The following is a 19,543-nucleotide window of genomic DNA, read 5'->3' on the forward strand; positions in this document are numbered from 1 at the left end:
TCCTTTCACCCAAGCGCCGATAAAGAATCCTTCTGGCTCACAACCGACGAAAGATACAAGCCTGCGCCTCTGGGTGGCCCTTCAAGCCCTCAAACCATATCCGGGAAGAAAGCCCAATGGCAATGCCAGTTACTGTTTTACAGCCGATTGTGGGTGTGGACGTCGCCAAAGATGAGTTGGTGATTTACCACGCCGAGTCCGATGAGCTGGAGACCATTCCCAATAACAAGACATCCATCAAGAATTGGCTCAAAGCGTTGCCGGGAAAAGTAGCTGTCGCCATCGAAGCGACCAATATCTATCACTTGATGTTCGCTGATCTCGCTCATGAGTTCGGCTGCACGATTTACATGGTGGGTGGCTATGAACTGAGCCACTACCGCAAAGGCGTGAATATCCGCGCCAAGACCGACGCGCTGGATGCCCGGCTGCTTGCTCGGTATCTCAAGAACGAGGGCCAGGAGCTACGTCCGTGGAGCCCGCCCTGCACGCTCTATCGTCGCATTATCAGCCTTTTCCGCCGTCGTGCTGCAGTGGTCCAGGCGCGCGTCAGCCTCAAACAGAGCTGGGCCAATGAACCCCTGCTCAAGAGGGCAATAGGGGGCCAGCTTAAAGCCATGGCGCGATTAGAAGCGCTCATTGAAAAAACCATCAATAACCAGTTGAAAGAGGCCGGATTGGCGGAGCAATTGGAGCGTTGCATGAAAGTTGAAGGTATCGGTTTGTTGACTGGCGCTCGTTTGCTCACCGCCTTTCAGCGAGGAGACTTTCGAAACTCGGATGCCTTTATCGCATTTCTGGGACTGGACCTCCGGGTCTCCAAGTCGGGCCAGAAAGATGGACGTCGCAGTTTGTCCAAGCGCGGTGATCCTGAAGCTCGTCGCCTGTTGCACAACGCTGCAATGTCGGCCCGTCGCACTGCTGCTTGGAAAGAGGTTTATGAGGGATACATAAGCAAAGGATTCCGCACTACCCAAGCCTTGGTGATGCTCGCTCGCAAGCTTGCTCGCGTGGTATTCGCCCTGTTGAAAGGACAGGGCGAATACCGACCAAAAGTCAGCTAATGGGCTTCCCGAAAACCATAGAATCTCCCACAGTGTCGGTGTACACCAAACGTTGTGGGAGCCGGCGTTGCCGGCGATGCGGCCTCAGCCATCACTCAGACTGCCGGAGCGGCGCGCCTGCCCAGCACCCGCTCATATTCCTCCTTTGCCGTCTGCTCCGAAAACTCCCCGGCCCACTTCGCCACCACCACGGTGGCGACGCTGTTGCCGATGGTGTTGCAGGTGGCAATGGCCATGGACATGAAGCGGTACACACCGAACAGCAGCGCCAGCCCTTCCACCGGCAGCACGCCGATGGCGGTGACGGTGGCGGCGAACACCACGAAGCTGCCACCGGACACTGCTGCCGCGCCCTTGGACGTCACCAGCATGATTGCCACCATGCCCAACTGCTGCTCCCAGGTCAGCGGCACGCCGTAGGCGTTGGCGATGAACAGCACGCACAGCGACATATAGATCGAGGTGCCGTCGAGGTTGAACGCATAGCCGGTGGGCAGCACCAGGCCAACGCTCTGCTTCGAGCAGCCGAGTTTCTCCAGTTTCAGCAGCAGACGCGGCAGTGCGCTTTCCGACGAGGCGGTGCCGAGGACGATAAACACCTCATCCTTGATGTACTTGAGGAAGCGCCACAGGCTGAAGCCCGACAACCGGCACACCGCGCCCAGCACGATGGTGATGAACAGGAACACCGCGACGTAGAACATCAGCACCAGGTTGGCCAGCGACATCAGCACCGCAGTGCCGTTGCTGCCGACCGCGTAGGCCACCGAGCCGAAGGCACCCAGCGGGGCGAACTTCATGATCAGGTTGATGAACTCGAAGAAGCACTCCGACACCCGGTTCAGGCCATCCTCGATCACTTCGCGACGCTCCTGTTTCAGCGCCAGCAAGGCGAAGCCGAACAGCACCGAAATCACCAGCACCTGGAGCAACTGGCCACCGGCGAAGGCGCCGACGAAGTTGTCCGGGAAGATGCCGTAGATGAACTCCATGGTCGACCCCGGCGCGTGGCCCTTGGCCAGGGCCGCAGCCGCGGCGCTGGCGGTGGCGCTGTTGGGGTGGGCGTCGTGCATGCCGGAGCCGATGTCCAGCAGGTTGCCCCAGACCAGGCCGATGGCCAGGGCGATGGTGGACACCACTTCGAAGTACACCAGGGCGCGCCAGCCCACCTTGCCGACCCGCTTGATATCACCGGCCGAGGCGATGCCATGGACCACGGTGAAGAACACCAGCGGCGCGACGGCGGTCTTGATCAGCTTGAGGAAGATGTCGCCGAGGATCTTGAAGCTGGCAGCGATCTCCGGAGCGATGAAGCCGAAGGCAATGCCCAGGACCATGGCAGCGACGACCTGAAAGGTCAGGTCGCGGTACAGCGGTTTTTTCGTGGAAGCAGTCATGTTCGCGATCTCTTATTGTCTTTATCGGTAGAGCGAGACGAACAGGGAACGCCGGACGGCGGCATCCCCTGCGAACGGGTTCAGCGCTTGACCGCGCCTTCGCGGGCCAGGGCGCGATCGACCATCTGCGGCGCCAGGCCCAGGTAGTTGGCCGGGTCGGTGAGACGCTCCAGCTCGGCGCGTTCCAGGCGGTCGGTGACGTCCGGGCGGGCCAGCAGCGCGTCCAGCAGGCTGATGCCGTCATCGTTGGCCACGCGGCAGGCGGCGTAGACCACGTCGTGGGCGACCTGACGGCCCAGCGCCGGGGCCAGGCCCATCATCACCGCCTCGGCGACGATCAGGCCGCGCGTCATGTCGAGGTTCTGGCGCATGCGCTCGGTGCGCACTTCAAGGCCGGCAAGCATGAACTTCGCCTGGCCCAGGGACGCCGCCGACAGGGCAAAGGCCTCCGGAATGGCGACCCACTCGGCCTGCCACGGGCCGGTGGAGCGTTCGAAGTCCTGGATCATCGCGTCAAGCATCAGCCCGGCCTGCTGGCGCACGCCTTTGGCGGCGGCGTACATCAGCTCGCAGGAAATCGGATTGCGTTTCTGCGGCATGGTGCTGCTGGCGCCACGGCCCTTGACGAACGGCTCGTACACCTCGCCCAGCTCGCTGGTCATCATCATCATCACGTCGAGGGCGATCTTGCCCAGCGAGCCGGTGACCAGGCCAAGGAAATTCAGGGCTTCGGCCAGGCCGTCGCGGGCCACATGCCAGGTGGCCTGCGGCACGCCCAGGCCCAGTTCGGCCATCAGCGCCTCCTGCACTTCCAGGCCCTTGTCGCCCAGCGAAGCCAGGGTGCCGGCGGCACCGGCGAACTGCCCGATCTCGACCCGCGGCCGCAGCTCCACCAGACGCTCGGCGTGGCGGTCGAACATGCTCAGCCAGACTGCGACCTTGTAGCCGAAGGTGATCGGCAGCGCATGCTGCAAGTGGGTGCGGCCGGCCATCGGCGTGTCGCGGTAGCGCAGCGCCAGCTCGGCGAGCAGCCCGCGCACGGACTGGATGTCACGCTCGACGATGGCCAGCGCGGCACGCACCTGCAGGACCACGGCGGTGTCCATGATGTCCTGGGTGGTGGCGCCCCAGTGCACGTAGCGGCCGGCTTCGCCGCACAGCGTCGACAGTTGCTCCACCAGCGGCAGGATCGGGTAGCCGACGATCTCGGTCTCGTGCTGCATGTGCTCGAGGTCGAGGGATTCAAAGCGGGCCAGCTCGGCGATCTGCACGGCGGCCTCGGCGGGGATCACGCCACAACGGGCTTCGGCTTGGGCCAGGGCGATTTCGACTTCGATGTAGCGCTCGATCAGCGCTTTGTCGGAGAACACCGCACGCATCTCGGCGGTGCCGAACATATCGCGGAAGAGGGCTGAGTCAAAGACAGTGGTAGACATGGGGTGGTCCTGAAATGATTGTTATGTCCGTACATATTCAAATGTACGGACATATGAATACGCCGAGACTGATACACTGTCAATCCATTCGGTGTTTCAGGACTGACCAACGGCATGAACGAGGCTCGCTACGCGCTGGTAGCCAGGGATTTGAAAGACAAGATCGCCAGCGGCGGCTACCCGGTGGGCTCATTGCTGCCTACCGAACTGGAACTCTGTGATTTGTACGAAGTGAGCCGTCATACCGTGCGCGCAGCCATCACCCAGCTGCAGAACCTGGGCATGGTGTCGCGGCGCAAGCGGGTGGGTACGCGGGTAGAAGCGTCAGCGCCGAGCGGTGGCTACCGGCATTCGCTGGCGTCAGTGGAAGACCTGGTGCACCTGGCGGAAACCCAGGTGCGGGCCATTCAGGAGGTTCGTCATTTCGTCGCCGACATCGCCGAGGCCGAGCGCCTCGGGCTGCAGCCAGGCGGACATTACTTCTGCATCTCCAGCATCCGCGTCGACGAAGACCGCGAACGGGCGCCGATGTGCTGGACTGATGTCTATGCCGATGCGACCTACGCCGACGTCATCGACCTGGCCCATGAACACCCGGACGAACTGGTAGCGGCGCTGATCGAGCAGCATTATGGCCGGCGCATCGATGTGGTGGACCAGCAGGTGCGTGCCGTGCTGCTGACGGCGGAAATGGCGGGCAAGCTGGACGCCCCGGCGGGCGAGCCGGGGCTGAAGATCACCCGGCATTACCGGGATGAACAGGGCAAGCTGGTGGTGGTGTCGGAAACCGTCCACCCGGACGACCGCTTCACCCTGGTGATGCAGATGAAGCGCGAGACGCCCTGACCTCAGGGCCCTCGCGCTCTTGCAGAAGGCCTGCTCCTACGACGGTTCTGCCACCACCACCCGCTCCTCCAGCCACTGTGCCAATGCATCCGGCGCCAGCGGTGGCGAGAACAGGTAGCCCTGAGCCACCGGATAGCCCTGCTCTTCCAGCCAGACACTCTGCGACTCGGTCTCGATGCCTTCGGCCACCACGGTCAGGTGCAGGCTCTTGCCGATGCCGAGGATGGCATTGCTCAAGGCCCGCGCCGCTTCGTCGTGCTCCAGGTCGGCGACGAAGCTGCGGTCAAGTTTCAGTTCCGACACCGGCAAGCGGCGCAGGTAGCTGAGGCTGGAGTAGCCGGTACCGAAATCGTCCATCGACAGGCGCACGCCCTGGGCGTGCACTTCCTCGATGGTCTTCATGGTGCTGGGGTTGGTGTCCAGCAGGATGTTCTCGGTCAGCTCCAGGGTCAGGTCGGCCGGCTCCAACCGGTTGCTGCGCAGGGTGTCGGCGATCATCAGCGGCAGGTCGAGGTTGTGGAAGCTGGTGGGCGACAGGTTCACCGCCACCGCCGGCACCGCCAGGCCACGGGCGCGCCATTCCGACAACTGGCGACAGGCCTCGCGCAACGCCCAGCGCCCCAGTTCGGCCACCAGGCCGCACTCCTCCGCCAGCGGAATGAACCGCGCCGGCGAAATCTCCCCCAACTCCGGGTGGGTCCAGCGCGCCAACGCCTCGACACCGTACAGACGACCGGTACCCATCTCGATCTGCGGCTGGTAGTGCAGGCGCATCTGTTCTTTCTGCAATGCCTCGCGCAATGCATGCTCCAGCGCCAGACGCTCCTGGGCCAGGGTGTTCATTTCGCTGCTGAAGAAGCTGAAGCAGCCGCGACCGCTGCCCTTGGCCTGGTACATGGCCATGTCGGCGCGGTGCAACAGAGTTTCCACGTCGCAGCCATCGGACGGGTACATGGCTACGCCCACGCTGGCAGATATCGACAGGTTGGTGTTGCCGATGGTCATCGGCTGGCACAGCAGGGTCTGGATACGCTCCACCGCATCGGCGGCATGGTCGCCGTCGCATTGCGGCAGGATCACCACGAACTCGTCACCCGACAGGCGCCCGGCGATATCCGAGGCGCGCAGCTCCCGGCGCATCTTCGCGGCGACGCTGCGCAGCAGTTCATCGCCGGCCGGATGGCCGAGGGAATCGTTGACCTGCTTGAAGCGGTCCAGATCGATGAACAGCACCGCCACCTGCTCGTTGTTGCGCGCGGCGGTGGCGATGGCCTGGTCGGCCTTGGCCTGCAGCAGGCTGCGGTTGGGCAGGCCGGTCAGGGCATCGTAGTAGGCCAGCTGGCGGATCCGCTGTCGCGAGTTCTCCCGCTCCAGCGCCAGCGAGCACAGGTGCGCGCACGCATCCACCAGGCGCTGGTGGAACAGCGCCGAAGCGACGTTGCGCGGCTGACGGAAGTAGAAGGCGAAGGTGCCGATAGGGTCGCCCTGACTGTTGCGGATCGGTGTCGACCAGCAACTGCGAAAGCCCAGCGAACTGGCCAGGTTCTGATAATTGGCCCACAGCGGATCGCTGGCGATATCGTCCACCAGCACCGCCTCGTTACGCCACGCGGCGGTGCCGCAGGAACCCACGGTCGGGCCGATGCTCACGCCATTGAGCTGGCGGCTGTATTCGCTCGGCAGGCTCGGCGCCGCCAGCGAGTGCAGGCGCCCTTCTTCATCGACGCTCAGGATCGACGCCGCCAGCTCCGGAGCGATGCGCTCCACCTCCATGCAGATCAGTTCCAGCACTTCGGTCAGCGGCTGCTCCCGCGCCATCGACTCCAGCACCCGGTGCTGCAGCGCTTCGTGCATCTTCGCCTGGGTGATGTCGGTGAACAGCGTCACGGTGTGCTGCAGATGGCCGCCGCTGTCGAAGATCGGGTTGCTGACCACCTTCGCCCAGTAGCGCTGGCCCTGCTTGCCGACCACGATTTCCTCGCGCTGAATGGCCCCGGCGGCGTACATCTCGGCGTAGTACTCGGCGATGGTCTGCTCGTCCTTGTCCGGCACCAGCAGCGCCATCGGGCTCATGCCGCGGATCTCGTCGTCGCGCCAGCCAAACATACGGCCGAAACCGGCGTTGGTGTAGGCGATGCGCCGCTGGCTGTCGCTGATCATCACCGCCGTGTCACTGGCATCCGCCACCAGCGACAGCATGCGCAGGCGCTCCTGCTGCACCCGTTCCTTGGCCAGCCGCGCGGTGATGTCAGTGGCGACCTTGAGTACCTGGACCACCTGGCCGTCACCATCGAACACCGGGGTGTAGGTCGCTTCGAGCCAGCAACTGCTGCCGTCCCGGCGGATCCGCTCGACGATGCCGGAATGGGCGTTGCCGGCGTGCAGGCGCGGCCAGAAGGTGGCGTAGGCCGGGCTCTCGGCCAGTGGCCTGGGACAGAAGAAGCTGTGATGGCGTCCGAGGATTTCCTGCGCCGTGTAGCCCATCAGCCTCAGGTAATGGGGATTGACCCGCAGCAACGTGCCGTCAGGCGTGAATTCGGCGATCGCCATCACCCGATCGAGGGCGGCCAGTTGAGCCAGCGACAATTCGATGGAACGGTTGTCCTGTGACGTCATGTTCTACTCAAAAGATGCCGGCCTGCGAGCGGCCGGTTGGACCTTGAAAAATGCCGGTGCCCGACAATGTTCCGGCATCACCGGTCACCGCATCCCTGGCACACAAAGCTGATGTCAGAATGATATTCTCCCAGCCCCGCACCGGTCCATGCTTGCGCCTTCCGGATCACCTTGAGCCTCACGCTCAAAACAGCTGGCAAAATCCCGCAAGCGCCTGAGCAGCCTGAGATTGCCGGGCATTTCGTGACTGATCGGTCAAAATCAATTCCACGTATCCCTTGTGGCCTTTCGACCAAAGTCTCATTACCCTTGGCGCGACAACGCCCGGCGACAGGCGCAACATGCCGCGCTTCGCCCTGTCGCGGCGCCAGACAATCGTTGCGGCGGGGATGATTTCCAGATTCCAGTTCGAGGCCATTCGGTGCAGTTCAGAAACTTTTTCCGCTGGGACCTGCGCAGCCTGATCCTGCTGCTGACCCTGGTCACGGCACTGGTCACCCTGCTCAACAGCTTTTATGCCAGCTACCGCGTGCAGTACCAGTTGCTCATCGACAACGCTCTGGAAGCCAATCACGCCTACGCCTCCAAGCTGGCCTCCAGCACCGAGACCTACCTGCAGGCCTCCCAGCAGCAACTGGCCTATGCCGCGCCCCTGCTGGCCGGGCAATTCGACGATGTCGCCCACCTGCACCGCGAAGCCAGCCGCCTGCGCCTGCAGACCAACACCTTCAACTCAGTGGTTATCACCGATGCCGGGGGCGTAGTCCTGGCCACCTCTCCGGACACCTTGCAGATCCTCGGCAAGACGCTGCAATCAGAGGGCGCCCTCGCCGCCCTGCGTGAACGGCGCCCGATGATCTCCAGCCCCTACATCTCGGCGGCGAACAACCTGATCATCTTCATCTCGCAGCCGATCTTCGACAGGGCCGGCAACTACCTGGGCCTGGTGGGCGGCAGCATCTACCTCAAGCACAAGAGCATCCTCAACGAACTGCTCGGCGAGCACTACTACAAGAACGGCTCCTACCTCTACGTGGTGGACAGCAATCGCCGGCTGCTCTATCACCCGGATGCCGACCGGGTCGGCACCCTGGTCGGCGCCAATACGATGGTCGACACCTTCGCCAGCCGCGACAACGGCACCCAGCGGGTCACCAACAGCCAGGGCGAGGACATGCTCGCCGGTTTTGCCACCGTGCCGTCGGCACATTGGGGCATCGTCGCCCAGCGCTCCACCGCCGCAACCCTCGAAGGCATGAACCAACTGCTGCTCAGCGTGATCTTCAAGACCATCCCGCTGGCCATCGCCAGCTTCCTGCTGATCTGGTGGTTCTCGCGGATCATCGCCCAGCCGCTCAAGCAATTGGCCGCTGGCGCGAAAAAGATCAGCGAACCGGAAACCAGCGCGCAGATCCAGGCCGTGCGCTCCTGGTATTTCGAATCCTCGGAACTCAAGCGCGCCCTGCTGATAGGCCTGAACCTGCTGCACGAGCGCCTGGGCAAGCTGCACCACGACATCCAGACCGATCCCCTCACCGGCCTGCGCAACCGTCGCGGCCTGGACCTGGCCGTGACCTTGTGGCAAGCGGAAAAGCGCCCGTTCTCGGTCATCGCCATCGACATCGATCACTTCAAGCAGGTCAATGACAACCATGGCCACGCCGTGGGCGACGAAGTACTGCAGGCACTGGCCGAGCTGATGCGTAATTGCTCGCGGGACAACGACGTGATCTGCCGCTCCGGCGGCGAGGAGTTCGTCATGCTGCTGCCCGGCGCCAGCCCCGCGGCGGCGGCGCGGGTGGCGGAACGCCTGCGCCGGGTGGTGGAGGAAACACCCTTCGAGACCGTTGGCCACCTGACCATCTCCCTGGGCGTGGCCCAGTGGCCACTGCATTCGGCAAACGCCGCACGGGTCTTCGAAATTGCCGACGAGCAGCTGTACGCCGCCAAGGTCAACGGCCGGAACCGTATCAGCGTGGCCGAGCCGGACGCCATGCAGCAGGCATAGCCTGGCCGATGGTCAGGCCGTGGCGTCCTTGGCCTGCGGTTGCCCGGGCGCCTTGGCCTTGCCCGGCTTGAGCCGCGACACGCCCAGCAGCACCAGCGCCAGCCCGGCGATCTGCCAGGTGGAAATTTCCTCGCTGAGCAAGGCCCAGGATGCCAGCACCGTGAGCACCGGGCCGAGGTTGCCCACCGCCGCCGTCTGGGTCGGCCCCATGCGCTGGATCGCCAGGGACACCCAGTAGATCGGCAGCACCGTCGAGAACACCGCCATCAACACCGCGTAGAGCCACACCGCCGCCGGCAGTTGGCCCAACTGCGAGAAATCGCCGGTCAGCACGTAGTGCCCCAGCACCATCAGCGACGACGCGGTACCGGCCAGCCCGGCCAGGCGCATCGAGCTCATGGTCTTGAGCATCACTCCAGTGCCGGAGTAGTACAGCGCGTAGGTCACCGCGCTGGCGAACACCCACACTGAACCGATGATCACCTGGCTGCCCGCACCAGACACACTGATGTCATGGAAGAAGGCGACACCCAGCCCGAGGTAGCAGATACCCATGGCCGCCAGCACTCGCGGTGTCGGCCGTTCGCGCAGGGCCACGGCCTGGAAGATCAGCACCAGCGTCGGGTAGGTGAACAGAATCAGCCGTTCCAGGCCGGCGCTGATGTACTGCAGGCCGTAGAAGTCGAACAGGCTCGCCAGGTAGTAGCCGAACAACCCGAGCAACAACACCCGGCCGGCACTGCTCCAGGTCAGCGGCGCACTGGCCTGGCCACGACTGAACCACACCAGCCACAGGAACAGCGGCAACGACAATGCCATGCGCAGGGCCAGCAAGGTAATCGCATCCACCGGGCCGGCGGCATAGGCCAGCTTGACGAAGATCGCCTTCATGCTGAAACCGAGGGCCGAAAGCACCGCGAAAAGGCTGCCGTTGTCGATGTATCGTTGAATCCGGGGAGGCAAGGAGGTCATGGAGATGCGCACCAAAATGTGACAGGCTTTATTCTGAACAGAAAGCCAGCCCTTTCAGAATCGCTTTTTAGCGAACAGGGCCTTCTGAATTGGAGAAGCCATCGATGCATTTCGACTTGCCCGACCTGCGCCTGATCGCCGCCATTGCCGAAACCGGCAGCCTGAGCAAGGCGGCGGCAAGTGTCCCGGTGGCGGTATCCGCCGCCAGCACCCGCCTGCGCCAGTTCGAAGAACGCAGCGGCCTGACCCTGTTCCTGCGCCGGGCAGACGGCATGCAACTGACCCCGGCGGGCCGGCTGGTGCTGGAGTCTGCCCGCAGTGTGCTGGGCGAGGCGAACAAATTGCACGACACCCTCAAGGAACTGGCCGGGCAGAAGCGCATCAGCCTGCACCTGGCCGCGTCCACCGTGACCAACAGCACCATCCTGCCGACGGTGCTCGGCCCGTTCCTGTTCGACTACCCGGAAATCGACCTGCAACTGGTGGAGCACAAGAGCGTCGACATCCTGCGCATGGTGCTGGCGGGCGAATGCGAGATCGGCGTGTACGATGGCAACCTGGTCAACGAAGGCGTGGTCTCCCTGCCGTTTCGCACCGAGCGCCTGGTGCTGCTGGTGCCGCTCGACCATCCCCTTGCCGAACGCGACCCGCTGCGCCTGCGCGATGCCCTCGGCTACCCCTTCGTCTGCCTGCCAGGAGAACGGGCCATGCAGCGCTTCGTCGAAGAGCTGGCGATGAACCTGTCCATGCCCCTCAAAGTCCGTGTCCGCGCCCCCGGCTTCGAAGCCATCGCCCAACTGGTCGCCCAACGCGCCGGCATCGCCATGCTGCCGGAAACCCTGGCCCGGCGCCTTGAACAGGAACTGCCGGTGCGCTGCCTGCCGCTGGAAGAGCGCTGGGCGACGCTGGAATTGCGGATCTGTTTTCGTGACTGGGAGGGGTTGAGTTCACATGGGCGGGAGTTGGTGACGTTCTTGTCGGAGCACCGGCAAGCGGCCGGGCTTGGGTGACAAGAGCGGTCAATCACCTGTACATGGAGCTGGAACCTGCATTGGGCGCGGGTTTAACGCGCTACTGTACGTAGCGTGCTCAGGATTCGTTCGTCACCCAGTCCACAACCCTCAATCCCGGAACCCGATCAAACTCACGAAGATTGTTGGTAACCACAATCAGCCCCTGAGAGCGGGCATGCCCCGCAATCATCTGGTCGTAGGGGCCAATCGGAGTACCTGCACGCGCCAGCTCAGCCCGAAGCTGACCGGTGTGAGCGGCCGCCGTCGGGTCGTAGCTGAGCACCTCCAGGCGTGCTGCAAAACCTTCCACATCCGCAAGATTGCGCTCCGGGTTGGAGGACTTTTCAGCACCGTAGGTCAACTCCATCAAGGTAACAGTGCTGATGCACATCTGACCGTGGTGCCGCGTGAAGCGCTCACGGACCTGCTGCGGCCGATTCTTGATGGTAAAGATGCAGATATTGGTATCGAGCATGAACTTGAGCATCAGAACCCCTCACGCTCCTGATTCGCCGGCTGTTCACGATCAGCCATGAAGTCGGGTGTCACGCCCTCGCTATCGAACCAACTGTCCCAGGACTCCCCCGCAGGTGTAATGATCCTGGTACGCCCTACTGCAACCACGTCGACGCGCTTTACCTCCTCAGGCAGCGCAACTGCCTTTGGCAGCCTGACTGCCTGGCTGCGGTTACTCTGAAATACAGCGCCTTGTTCCACGGCGGACCTCGCGGGATATGTCAAATGTATATCCCAAGATAACCAAAGACGCGAATATGTCAACGGGGTATCCCAGGCGTTTTTATCGGCACAGCAAACCGCCCACCCGCTTTCCTGATAAACTCCGCCGCCTTTTTCAGGGTGCGCGACGCGCCCGAAGACGGCAGCAGACGAGATCCCAGGCATGCATGACACTTGCGCAGAACACCCGAGCCCTTCTTCCAGTCCGGTGAACAGACGGTTTTCCGTCGCCCCGATGATGGACTGGACAGACCGCCGCTGCCGGTTCTTCCTGCGCCTGCTGTCGCGCCATGCGCTGCTCTACACCGAGATGGTCACCACCGGCGCGTTGCTGCACGGTGATACCGCACGCTTCCTCGGCCATGACGCCGCCGAATACCCGCTGGCCCTGCAACTGGGCGGCAGTGTGCCGGCCGATCTGGCCGCCTGCGCGAAGCTGGCCGAGACGGCGGGTTATCAGGAAGTGAACCTGAACGTCGGCTGCCCCAGCGACCGGGTGCAGAACAACATGATCGGCGCCTGCCTGATGGGCCATCCGGCGCTCGTGGCCGATTGCGTGAAGGCGATGATCGACGCCGTGCAGATTCCGGTGACGGTCAAGCACCGTATCGGCATCAATGGCCGCGACAGCTATGCCGAGCTGTGCGATTTCGTCGGCCAGGTGCGTGACGCCGGCTGCCGCAGCTTCACCGTGCATGCGCGAATCGCCATTCTCGAAGGGCTGTCGCCGAAAGAGAACCGCGAGATCCCGCCGCTGCGCTACGAGGTCGCCGCGCAGTTGAAACAGGACTTCCCCGATCTGGAAATCATCCTCAACGGCGGCATCAAGACCCTCGACGAGTGCGAGGAACACCTGAAGACCTTCGATGGCGTGATGCTGGGCCGCGAGGCCTACCACAATCCTTACCTGCTGGCCGAAGTCGACCAGCGCCTGTTCGGCAGCGACGCTCCGGTGATTTCCCGCAGCGAAGCCGTGGAGCAGCTCAAGCCGTACATCGCCGCCCACCTGGCCGCTGGCGGCGCGATGCACCATGTCACCCGGCATATTCTTGGCCTGGCCCAGGGCTTCAAGGGCGCGCGACGCTTCCGTCAGTTGCTGTCGGTGGACGTGCACAAGACCAACGATCCGCTCGGGCTGCTGGATCAAGCCGCTGAATTGTTAAAGGGCCACTAGGGTCTGTTCCCGTTTCATCACGACCGCGCCGGTACCCGTTTTGCCGCGAGGCAAGGCATGAGGCGCGCAGTTTGGTCATTCCAAATAAGCGTCGAATAACGCAGCCTCGCGGCAAAACGGGCACCGGCCCTTCGGGTTGCGTGCCAAATCTCGCCAGGCTGTGTTGGAGGACTTGAAAAGGGAACAACCATTTCCTGCGTCCTCCGCCTAACCTGGCGAGATTTGGCCCAGCAACGCGGTTCGTGATGAAACGGGAACAGACCCTAGGAACCGGGGCGGCCTGCTGCACTCGAAGACATACCTCCCGACGCCCACCGGTGCGGCCCTTGAGCCGCTGGCGGCGCTCGGGTAATGTCGTCGCACCGCACAGGACAGAGCACGCTCATGACTTCCAAGCTGGAACAACTCAAGCAGTTCACCACGGTCGTCGCCGACACCGGCGATATCGACGCGATCAGCCGCCTCAAGCCGGTCGATGCCACCACCAACCCTTCCCTGCTGCTCAAGGCCGCCGCCATGCCCGGCTACGCCGACCTGCTCGCGCAGGTGATCGCCAGCAGCAAGGGCAATGTCGACCTGGCCTGCGACGCCTTCGCCGTCGCGGTGGGCAGCGGCATCCTCAAGGCCATTCCCGGTCGTATTTCCACTGAAGTCGACGCCCGCCTGTCCTTCGACGAGCCGGCCCTGCTGGCCAAGGCACGCCAGTTGATCGAGCTGTACGACAAGGCCGGTGTCGGGCGCGACCGCGTACTGATCAAGCTGGCCTCCACCTGGGAGGGCATCCGTGCTGCCGAGACCCTGGAGAAGGAAGGCATCCAGACCAACCTGACCCTGCTGTTCTCCTTCGCCCAGGCCGCCGCCTGCGCCGATGCCGGGGTGTTCCTGATCTCGCCGTTCGTGGGCCGCATCTACGACTGGTACAAGAAATCCACCGGCCAGGAGTACGTGGGCGCCGAAGACCCGGGCGTGCAGTCGGTGACCCGCATCTACAACTACTACAAGGCCAATGGCTACGACACCGTGGTCATGGGCGCCAGCTTCCGCAACATCGGCCAGATCGAAGAACTGGCCGGCTGCGATCGCCTGACCATCAGCCCGGAACTGCTGCAGAAGCTCAGCGAAGACCAGGGCCAGCTGAGTCGCAAACTGGCACCGGGCGCTCAGGGCGAGCCACGCATCGAACTAAATGAAAGCCGTTTCCGCTGGGCCTTCAACGAAGATGCCATGGCCACGGAAAAACTCGCCGAGGGCATTCGCCTGTTCGCCCGCGACCAGGAAAAACTCGAAGCCCTGCTTTCTGCAAAGGCTTGATACAAATATCGGTTTGCCAGTAGTCGCCTCAGCGCGGAAAGTCCCGCCTCTTTCGCCACTACTGGCAAGCAGCCGCAGCTCCCGCCCTCAATGTCCGACTCTCCCGATTTGCCGCTGGTCCTCGCCGGCCCCCTGCTCCGCCGTCTTGAAGCAACGCGCGTGGTGTTCTGGCTGGTCGCCAGCCGGCCGCTGACGCCGGAACTGCACCTGCATGTGCCGGACAGCGATCGTCTGGTCCTGCCCCTGGATGCCCGTTGCTGCCAGATCGTGCCGGTGGGGCGTCATGCCTTCGTTCACCTGATCGATGTGCCACTGGACACCCCGCTTCCGTGCGACACGCAAATCGACTACGACCTGCGTCTGGACGGACGGGGCATCGAGGACTGGGCACCGCACTTGCTGTATCAGGGCGCGAGCCGCCCTAACTTCGTGGTGCGCGCGCGGCTGGACCACCTGCTTCACGGATCGTGCCGCAAACCGCATTTCCCAGCCGAAGACGGCCTGCTCTGCGCCGACCGTTTGCTGGCCAGCCCTCACGCCCCCCACCAGCGTCCGGCACTGCTGATGATGAGCGGCGACCAGGTCTATGCCGACGATGTCGCCGGGCCGATGCTGCGGGCCATCCATGCGCTGATCGCGCGCCTGGGCCTGTTCGAGGAATGCCTGGAGGGCGCGGTGATCCGCGACAGCGCGGCGCTTTATGGTCATCCGGCCAGTTACTACCACCGCGGCGACCTGCTGCCGGCGCTCAAGAGCAACGAAACCTTGCGCGAGCGCTTCTTCGGCGGCGTGCGCAAGCCGATCTTCACCAGCAGCAACGCCGACAACCACCTGGTGACCTTCGCCGAAACCCTGGCGATGTACCTGCTGGTGTGGTCGCCAGTTCCCTGGTCGCTGATCGCACCCGACATGCCGCCGCTGACGGCCGAGCGCCAGGCTCGCTACCGCCTCGAACAGGGCTGCCTGGAAGGCTTCGTCGCCGGGCTCGACGATGTCGCACGGGTGCTCGCGCACCTGCCGAACCTGATGATCTTCGATGACCACGACATCACCGATGACTGGAACCTCTCGGCGCAATGGGAAGAAACTGCCTATGGCCACCCGTTCTCGCGGCGAATCATCGGCAACGCCCTGCTGGCGTACCTGTTGTGCCAGGCCTGGGGCAACAACCCGGATGTGTTCACCGAGCCGCTGGAGAAGTGCCAACGGCTGTTCGGCGGGGTCGGCGACGACCGCCATCTGGACAGCCTGCTGCAGGATGAACTGATCCAGGATCTGCTGCGTTTCCAGAACTGGCATTTCCAGATGCCGACCACGCCCGCCCTGCTGGTACTGGACACCCGCACCCGCCGCTGGCGCAGCGAAAGCAACCTGCACAAACCCTCCGGCCTGCTGGACTGGGAAGCGCTTTGCGAGCTGCAGCAGGAGCTGCTCGACCATCCCTCGGCGATCATCGTCTCGCCGGCGCCGATCTTCGGCGTCAAGCTGATCGAGACCGTACAGAAGATCTTCGCCTGGTGCGGCTATCCGCTGCTGGTGGACGCCGAAAACTGGATGGCCCACCGGGGTGCGGCCCAGGTGATCCTGAATATCTTCCGCCACTCGCGCACGCCAGGGCATTACGTGATTCTGTCCGGCGACGTGCACTACTCGTTCGTCTACGAAGTGCTGATCCGCCATCGCCAAGGCAACCCGCACCTTTGGCAGATCACCAGCAGCGGCATCAAGAATCGCTTTCCCGGGCGATTGCTGGATGTCTTCGATCGGCTCAACCGCTGGCTGTACTCACCCCGCTCGCCATTGAACTGGTTCACTCGCAGGCGCCTGATGGAAGTGGTGCCGCGCACACCCAGCCGCAGCAAGGCGGGCGAGCGGCTGTGGAACAGCGCGGGTCTGGGCCAGGTGTTTTTCAACGAGCAAGGGCAACCGGAGCGGGTGTTCCAGTTGAATGCCGATGGGTCCGAGGCGACGGAGTTTCCGCGCAAAAGCCCAGGCTGAGGAAATGCTTGAGGCCTCATCGCTGGCAAGCGATGAGGTCAGCAAAAAGCGATCAGCAAGCAGTCACGGTCAGCTGCGCTCGAGCGCACTCACCAGGTCATGGAAGGCTTCCCGGTTGGAGTCGTTCAACCCCATGAGGATCTTGTGCGCTTCCAGCACCTTGGCCCGCACCACGTCCTCGTTCTGGTCCTGGGACGGCAGGTCGGTCAGGCACTCGGGGCACGGAATCGGGCGATCGACGATGTTGAACACCTGATCGAAGCCCATCGACTGCAACAGGCGAGTGATGTCGGCATGGGTGGTGACCACGGTCGGCAGCAGGCCGACCTTCTGCCGCGACAGGATCGACAGCTTGGCCAGCAGGCCGAGGGTGGTGCTGTCGATGCTCTGGGTTTCTGTCAGATCGATGACGATCGCCGAGAAATTCAGCGCGGTGAAGATCTTCTCAATAGTTGCATCCAGCGCCGAACACAGGGTCAGACGCACTTCACCGACAAACTTCAGAACAAAGGTGCCGTTCTGCTCGGCGAACTGGATTCTACCAGTACTCATTGAAGGTTCCTGCTCAACACCAATAGGGCGATATCATCCGGCATCTCCCCAAGCGTAGCCAATCCGAATCGTTGCCGCAGGCCATCCAGGCTGCCGCCCGCGTCCCTGACGATCTCAGGCAGGGCCGCTTCTTTATCTTTGAGTGTCTCGCCAGGCAAAAGGTCCAGAATGCCATCAGAGAGCAGGGTCAGGCTGAACGTCGACGGCAACTCCAGGACGTGGTCCTGGTAGGTGGCTTCGTCGAACAGGCCGACCGGTAATCCGCGCCCTTCCAAGTAACGGCTCTGGCCCGGAGAGAACAGCACCGGCAGCGGCAGATGGCCACCGATGGCATAAGTCAGCAGACCGGTGTCTTCGTCGATGACACCACCGACCATGGTCACGTGCTTGCCCAGCTTGCAGTTGATCAGGCCGCGGTTGATGTGCCCGAGCACTTCCGACGGCTTGAAGTCCCGCAGGGTGCCGCTGCGCTTGAATTCGAACAGCAGGCGGGTGGTCATGAACTTCAGCAGTACGGTGACGAACGCCGAGGACGCGCCGTGGCCGGAGACGTCCGCCAGGTAAAAGGCGATGCGCCGCTCATCGACCCGGAAGTAGTCGGCGAAATCGCCGGACAGGTACAGGGACGGAATGATCTGGTGCTCGAAGGAGAACCCCCCGCTGCTCCACGGACTGTCCGGCAGCATGTTCATCTGCACCTGACGCCCGGCGGTCTGGTCTTCCTGCAGCAGGTGCAGGCTGGCTTCCAGCTCGCGGTTGGCGGCTTCGAGCTTGTCGCGGTAGCGCTGGTTTTCCAGCACCAGCCGCGCGCGGTCCAGCGCACGACGTACCGAATGCTCCAGCACCGCGAGGTCTTCCAGGGGCTTGATCAGGTAATCGGCGGCGCCCAGGCGCAAGGCTTCGACGGCATCGTTCATGACGCCCGCGCCGGAGACCACGATCACCGGCAGGTCGGGAGCACGTTCGGTGACTTGTCGAATCAGTTCCAGGCCGCCCATTTGCGGCATGCGCAGGTCACAGATCACAAGGTCGGGACGATCCTGCTCGAAGACATGGAGCCCCTGCTGGCCGTTGCTCGCCTGCAGGACACTGAAACCGCTGTCTTCCAGATAGGCGGCGAGACTCTCGCGCACCACGTCGTCATCATCGATTATCAGCAGCGTTGCACTGGTTTTCTGCATGTGGGCAAACGGCGCCAGAAATAGGTTGGCGTAAGTGGCTCGACAGGCTGGAGCACACGTACTGGATTCTCTTCTAGCACTCTGTCCATCGGCGTTGCAGGTCGGACAATGCCGATCGACAACCCGCAGAGGTGCCCTGTAAGGCGCAGACGGTACTCCCATCCGCCGGGCGTTTCAAGCATGCACGGCAGGACGTGTGCGGCGCCTCGCGGTGCAAATCACCGAAGGTTATAAAAACGGTTTTTGTCGCAACGGAAAGGTTGGGGGGAGTGGCAAGTTTCTAGCTGCAAGCTGCAAGAAAAAGCAGACGGCGGTGCCCTGTTGCTCTGCTGGTTGAGCCAGCCGCCAACAAAAAAAGCTGCAAGAAACAGCCATCGGCAGCACCGCGGCTTTTTCTTGCAGCTTGCAGCTTGAAACTTGTAGCTGGAAATGACCGCTACAGGTGAGCAAAAACTCAGAAGTCGTCTTCGACCTCGCCGTCCTTGACCTTGAACTCGCGGTTCTGCAGGTAGGCGTTGCGGATGAAGGTGTACTTGTCGCCACGGATCATCTTCTCGGCCTGCAGCAGGCTGGCGCGGGTATCGACCACATCGACGCCACGGGTGGTGTTGCGCGTCGGTACGTGGTTCACGTAGCGGTAGGGCTCGGTGTAGGTGTCTGGGTACTTGCCGAGCGCGTCGCGCACGGTGCTCGGGCCCAGCAATGGCAGCATCACGTACGGACCGCTGCCGACACCCCAGTAGCCGAGGGTCTGGCCGAAGTCTTCATCGTTGCGCTGCAGGCCCATCCTGGTGCCGACGTCGAAGAAGCCGCCGAGGCCGAAGGTGGTGTTGACGATCAGCCGCGCCGTATCCACGCCCGCCGCATGCGGCTTGAGCTGGAGGATATTGTTGGCCAGGTTGGTCACATCGCCCAGGTTGAGGAAGATGTTGTGGATGCCGTCTTCCAGGAACTGCGGGGTCACCGCCTGGTAGCCCTGGGCGACCGGCTTGAGCGCGTAGGTGTCGACCGTGTCGTTGAAACGGAAGATCGGCCGGTTGATGCTTTCCCAAGGGTCTTCCTCGGTCGCGGCCTGGGCCACGAAGGGCAGCAGCATCGCGCTGGCGCAGACACTGGCCCGGACAAAACGATCGAGCACTCCCGTACCGATCCCACGCATAACTATTCTCCTGATGAACCTGCAAGCGGAACCGGTCAGCTCCGCACCAAAGTGAAGAAGTATAAAGCCTCACAAGGT

The 19,543-nt window shown here is 63.1% G+C and carries 17 protein-coding genes; 7 read left to right on the forward strand and 10 right to left on the reverse strand.

The annotated features are described in order from the left end of the window. The first annotated feature begins 116 nt into the window (after positions 1-116). On the forward strand, positions 117-1,064 hold the full coding sequence (locus AC05QJ_RS22545; RefSeq protein ID WP_476742354.1) for an IS110 family transposase: 948 nt from the start codon (positions 117-119) through the stop codon (positions 1,062-1,064). A 95-nt stretch (positions 1,065-1,159) separates the two neighbouring features. On the opposite strand, the gene AC05QJ_RS22550 is transcribed toward AC05QJ_RS22545, so the two are convergent. Continuing rightward, on the reverse strand, positions 1,160-2,461 hold the full coding sequence (locus AC05QJ_RS22550) for a cation:dicarboxylate symporter family transporter (protein WP_476743482.1): 1,302 nt from the start codon (positions 2,459-2,461) through the stop codon (positions 1,160-1,162). An 80-nt stretch (positions 2,462-2,541) separates the two neighbouring features. Then, positions 2,542-3,897 carry a class-II fumarase/aspartase family protein gene (locus AC05QJ_RS22555; RefSeq protein WP_476743483.1) on the reverse strand — a complete coding sequence of 452 codons (1,356 nt, stop codon included), beginning with the start codon at positions 3,895-3,897 and terminating at the stop codon, positions 2,542-2,544. 114 nt (positions 3,898-4,011) lie between these two features. Here AC05QJ_RS22555 and AC05QJ_RS22560 point away from each other — a divergent pair, with 114 nt between their 5' ends. After that, positions 4,012-4,743, forward strand: coding sequence for a GntR family transcriptional regulator (locus AC05QJ_RS22560; protein ID WP_476743484.1), 732 nt, complete (start codon positions 4,012-4,014; stop codon positions 4,741-4,743). A gap of 36 nt (positions 4,744-4,779) precedes the next feature. Here AC05QJ_RS22560 and AC05QJ_RS22565 read toward each other — a convergent pair whose 3' ends face one another. Both AC05QJ_RS22565 and AC05QJ_RS22570 read right to left on the reverse strand, forming a co-directional pair. After that, positions 4,780-7,359 (reverse strand): sensor domain-containing protein, encoded by a 2,580-nt coding sequence (locus tag AC05QJ_RS22565; protein ID WP_476743485.1) that lies wholly within the window; start codon positions 7,357-7,359, stop codon positions 4,780-4,782. Positions 7,360-7,543: 184 nt separating this feature from the next. Then, positions 7,544-7,777, reverse strand: a complete 234-nt coding sequence (locus AC05QJ_RS22570; RefSeq protein WP_476743486.1) for a hypothetical protein — start codon at positions 7,775-7,777, stop codon at positions 7,544-7,546. 3 nt (positions 7,778-7,780) lie between these two features. Between AC05QJ_RS22570 and AC05QJ_RS22575 the strand changes: the two genes are divergently transcribed. Further along, positions 7,781-9,367: a sensor domain-containing diguanylate cyclase gene (locus AC05QJ_RS22575; protein ID WP_476743487.1), complete on the forward strand. Its 1,587-nt coding sequence runs from the start codon at positions 7,781-7,783 to the stop codon at positions 9,365-9,367. A 12-nt stretch (positions 9,368-9,379) separates the two neighbouring features. Here AC05QJ_RS22575 and AC05QJ_RS22580 read toward each other — a convergent pair whose 3' ends face one another. Next, positions 9,380-10,339, reverse strand: a complete 960-nt coding sequence (locus tag AC05QJ_RS22580; protein WP_476743488.1) for a DMT family transporter — start codon at positions 10,337-10,339, stop codon at positions 9,380-9,382. Positions 10,340-10,443: 104 nt separating this feature from the next. Between AC05QJ_RS22580 and AC05QJ_RS22585 the strand changes: the two genes are divergently transcribed. Beyond that, positions 10,444-11,349, forward strand: a complete 906-nt coding sequence (locus AC05QJ_RS22585; protein WP_476743489.1) for a LysR substrate-binding domain-containing protein — start codon at positions 10,444-10,446, stop codon at positions 11,347-11,349. Between the two features lie 79 nt (positions 11,350-11,428). On the opposite strand, the gene vapC is transcribed toward AC05QJ_RS22585, so the two are convergent. Beyond that, positions 11,429-11,839 carry a type II toxin-antitoxin system tRNA(fMet)-specific endonuclease VapC gene (gene vapC / locus AC05QJ_RS22590; protein ID WP_476743490.1) on the reverse strand — a complete coding sequence of 137 codons (411 nt, stop codon included), beginning with the start codon at positions 11,837-11,839 and terminating at the stop codon, positions 11,429-11,431. Next, entirely contained in the window at positions 11,839-12,069 is a 231-nt protein-coding gene (gene vapB, locus AC05QJ_RS22595; RefSeq protein WP_476747991.1) for a type II toxin-antitoxin system VapB family antitoxin, read from the reverse strand. Before vapB ends, vapC begins: the two co-directional genes overlap by 1 nt. Before the next feature lie 184 nt (positions 12,070-12,253). Between vapB and dusA the strand changes: the two genes are divergently transcribed. From dusA to AC05QJ_RS22610, 3 genes are all read left to right on the forward strand, one after another. After that, positions 12,254-13,264 carry a tRNA dihydrouridine(20/20a) synthase DusA gene (dusA, locus tag AC05QJ_RS22600; protein WP_476743491.1) on the forward strand — a complete coding sequence of 337 codons (1,011 nt, stop codon included), beginning with the start codon at positions 12,254-12,256 and terminating at the stop codon, positions 13,262-13,264. 384 nt (positions 13,265-13,648) lie between these two features. Further along, complete coding sequence (gene tal, locus AC05QJ_RS22605) at positions 13,649-14,575, forward strand: transaldolase (protein WP_476743492.1); 927 nt, start codon at positions 13,649-13,651, stop codon at positions 14,573-14,575. A gap of 90 nt (positions 14,576-14,665) precedes the next feature. Continuing rightward, positions 14,666-16,573, forward strand: a complete 1,908-nt coding sequence (locus AC05QJ_RS22610) for an alkaline phosphatase D family protein (RefSeq protein ID WP_476743493.1) — start codon at positions 14,666-14,668, stop codon at positions 16,571-16,573. Positions 16,574-16,642: 69 nt separating this feature from the next. Here the strand turns inward: AC05QJ_RS22610 and rssC are convergent, their stop codons facing one another. The 3 genes from rssC to AC05QJ_RS22625 all read right to left on the reverse strand — a co-directional run bounded on the left by rssC (position 16,643) and on the right by AC05QJ_RS22625 (position 19,465). Next, the gene (gene rssC, locus AC05QJ_RS22615) at positions 16,643-17,125 is read right to left on the reverse strand and encodes an anti-sigma factor antagonist RssC (protein WP_476743494.1); all 483 of its coding nucleotides are present in this window, start codon (positions 17,123-17,125) and stop codon (positions 16,643-16,645) included. Continuing rightward, the gene (gene rssB, locus AC05QJ_RS22620; protein WP_476743495.1) at positions 17,122-18,306 is read right to left on the reverse strand and encodes a two-component system response regulator RssB; all 1,185 of its coding nucleotides are present in this window, start codon (positions 18,304-18,306) and stop codon (positions 17,122-17,124) included. The genes rssC and rssB overlap by 4 nt, the downstream gene beginning before the upstream one ends. Positions 18,307-18,760: 454 nt before the next feature. Further along, positions 18,761-19,465 carry an MlaA family lipoprotein gene (locus AC05QJ_RS22625; RefSeq protein WP_476743496.1) on the reverse strand — a complete coding sequence of 235 codons (705 nt, stop codon included), beginning with the start codon at positions 19,463-19,465 and terminating at the stop codon, positions 18,761-18,763. Positions 19,466-19,543 lie beyond the last annotated feature (78 nt).

It is taken from the genome of Pseudomonas sp. TUM25319, assembly GCF_056388475.1.

What these genes read in the sequence shown, in the direction of transcription:
- dusA (WP_476743491.1), top strand. Translation starts at nt 12,254, where the DNA reads ATGCATGACACTTGCGCAGAACACCCGAGCCCTTCTTCCAGTCCGGTG.
- vapC (WP_476743490.1), bottom strand. Translation starts at nt 11,839, where the DNA reads ATGCTCAAGTTCATGCTCGATACCAATATCTGCATCTTTACCATCAAG.
- AC05QJ_RS22565 (WP_476743485.1), bottom strand. Translation starts at nt 7,359, where the DNA reads ATGACGTCACAGGACAACCGTTCCATCGAATTGTCGCTGGCTCAACTG.
- AC05QJ_RS22625 (WP_476743496.1), bottom strand. Translation starts at nt 19,465, where the DNA reads ATGCGTGGGATCGGTACGGGAGTGCTCGATCGTTTTGTCCGGGCCAGT.
- AC05QJ_RS22555 (WP_476743483.1), bottom strand. Translation starts at nt 3,897, where the DNA reads ATGTCTACCACTGTCTTTGACTCAGCCCTCTTCCGCGATATGTTCGGC.
- AC05QJ_RS22550 (WP_476743482.1), bottom strand. Translation starts at nt 2,461, where the DNA reads ATGACTGCTTCCACGAAAAAACCGCTGTACCGCGACCTGACCTTTCAG.
- AC05QJ_RS22585 (WP_476743489.1), top strand. Translation starts at nt 10,444, where the DNA reads ATGCATTTCGACTTGCCCGACCTGCGCCTGATCGCCGCCATTGCCGAA.
- AC05QJ_RS22545 (WP_476742354.1), top strand. Translation starts at nt 117, where the DNA reads ATGGCAATGCCAGTTACTGTTTTACAGCCGATTGTGGGTGTGGACGTC.
- AC05QJ_RS22570 (WP_476743486.1), bottom strand. Translation starts at nt 7,777, where the DNA reads ATGGCCTCGAACTGGAATCTGGAAATCATCCCCGCCGCAACGATTGTC.
- tal (WP_476743492.1), top strand. Translation starts at nt 13,649, where the DNA reads ATGACTTCCAAGCTGGAACAACTCAAGCAGTTCACCACGGTCGTCGCC.
- AC05QJ_RS22610 (WP_476743493.1), top strand. Translation starts at nt 14,666, where the DNA reads ATGTCCGACTCTCCCGATTTGCCGCTGGTCCTCGCCGGCCCCCTGCTC.
- AC05QJ_RS22560 (WP_476743484.1), top strand. Translation starts at nt 4,012, where the DNA reads ATGAACGAGGCTCGCTACGCGCTGGTAGCCAGGGATTTGAAAGACAAG.
- rssB (WP_476743495.1), bottom strand. Translation starts at nt 18,306, where the DNA reads ATGCAGAAAACCAGTGCAACGCTGCTGATAATCGATGATGACGACGTG.
- rssC (WP_476743494.1), bottom strand. Translation starts at nt 17,125, where the DNA reads ATGAGTACTGGTAGAATCCAGTTCGCCGAGCAGAACGGCACCTTTGTT.
- AC05QJ_RS22580 (WP_476743488.1), bottom strand. Translation starts at nt 10,339, where the DNA reads ATGACCTCCTTGCCTCCCCGGATTCAACGATACATCGACAACGGCAGC.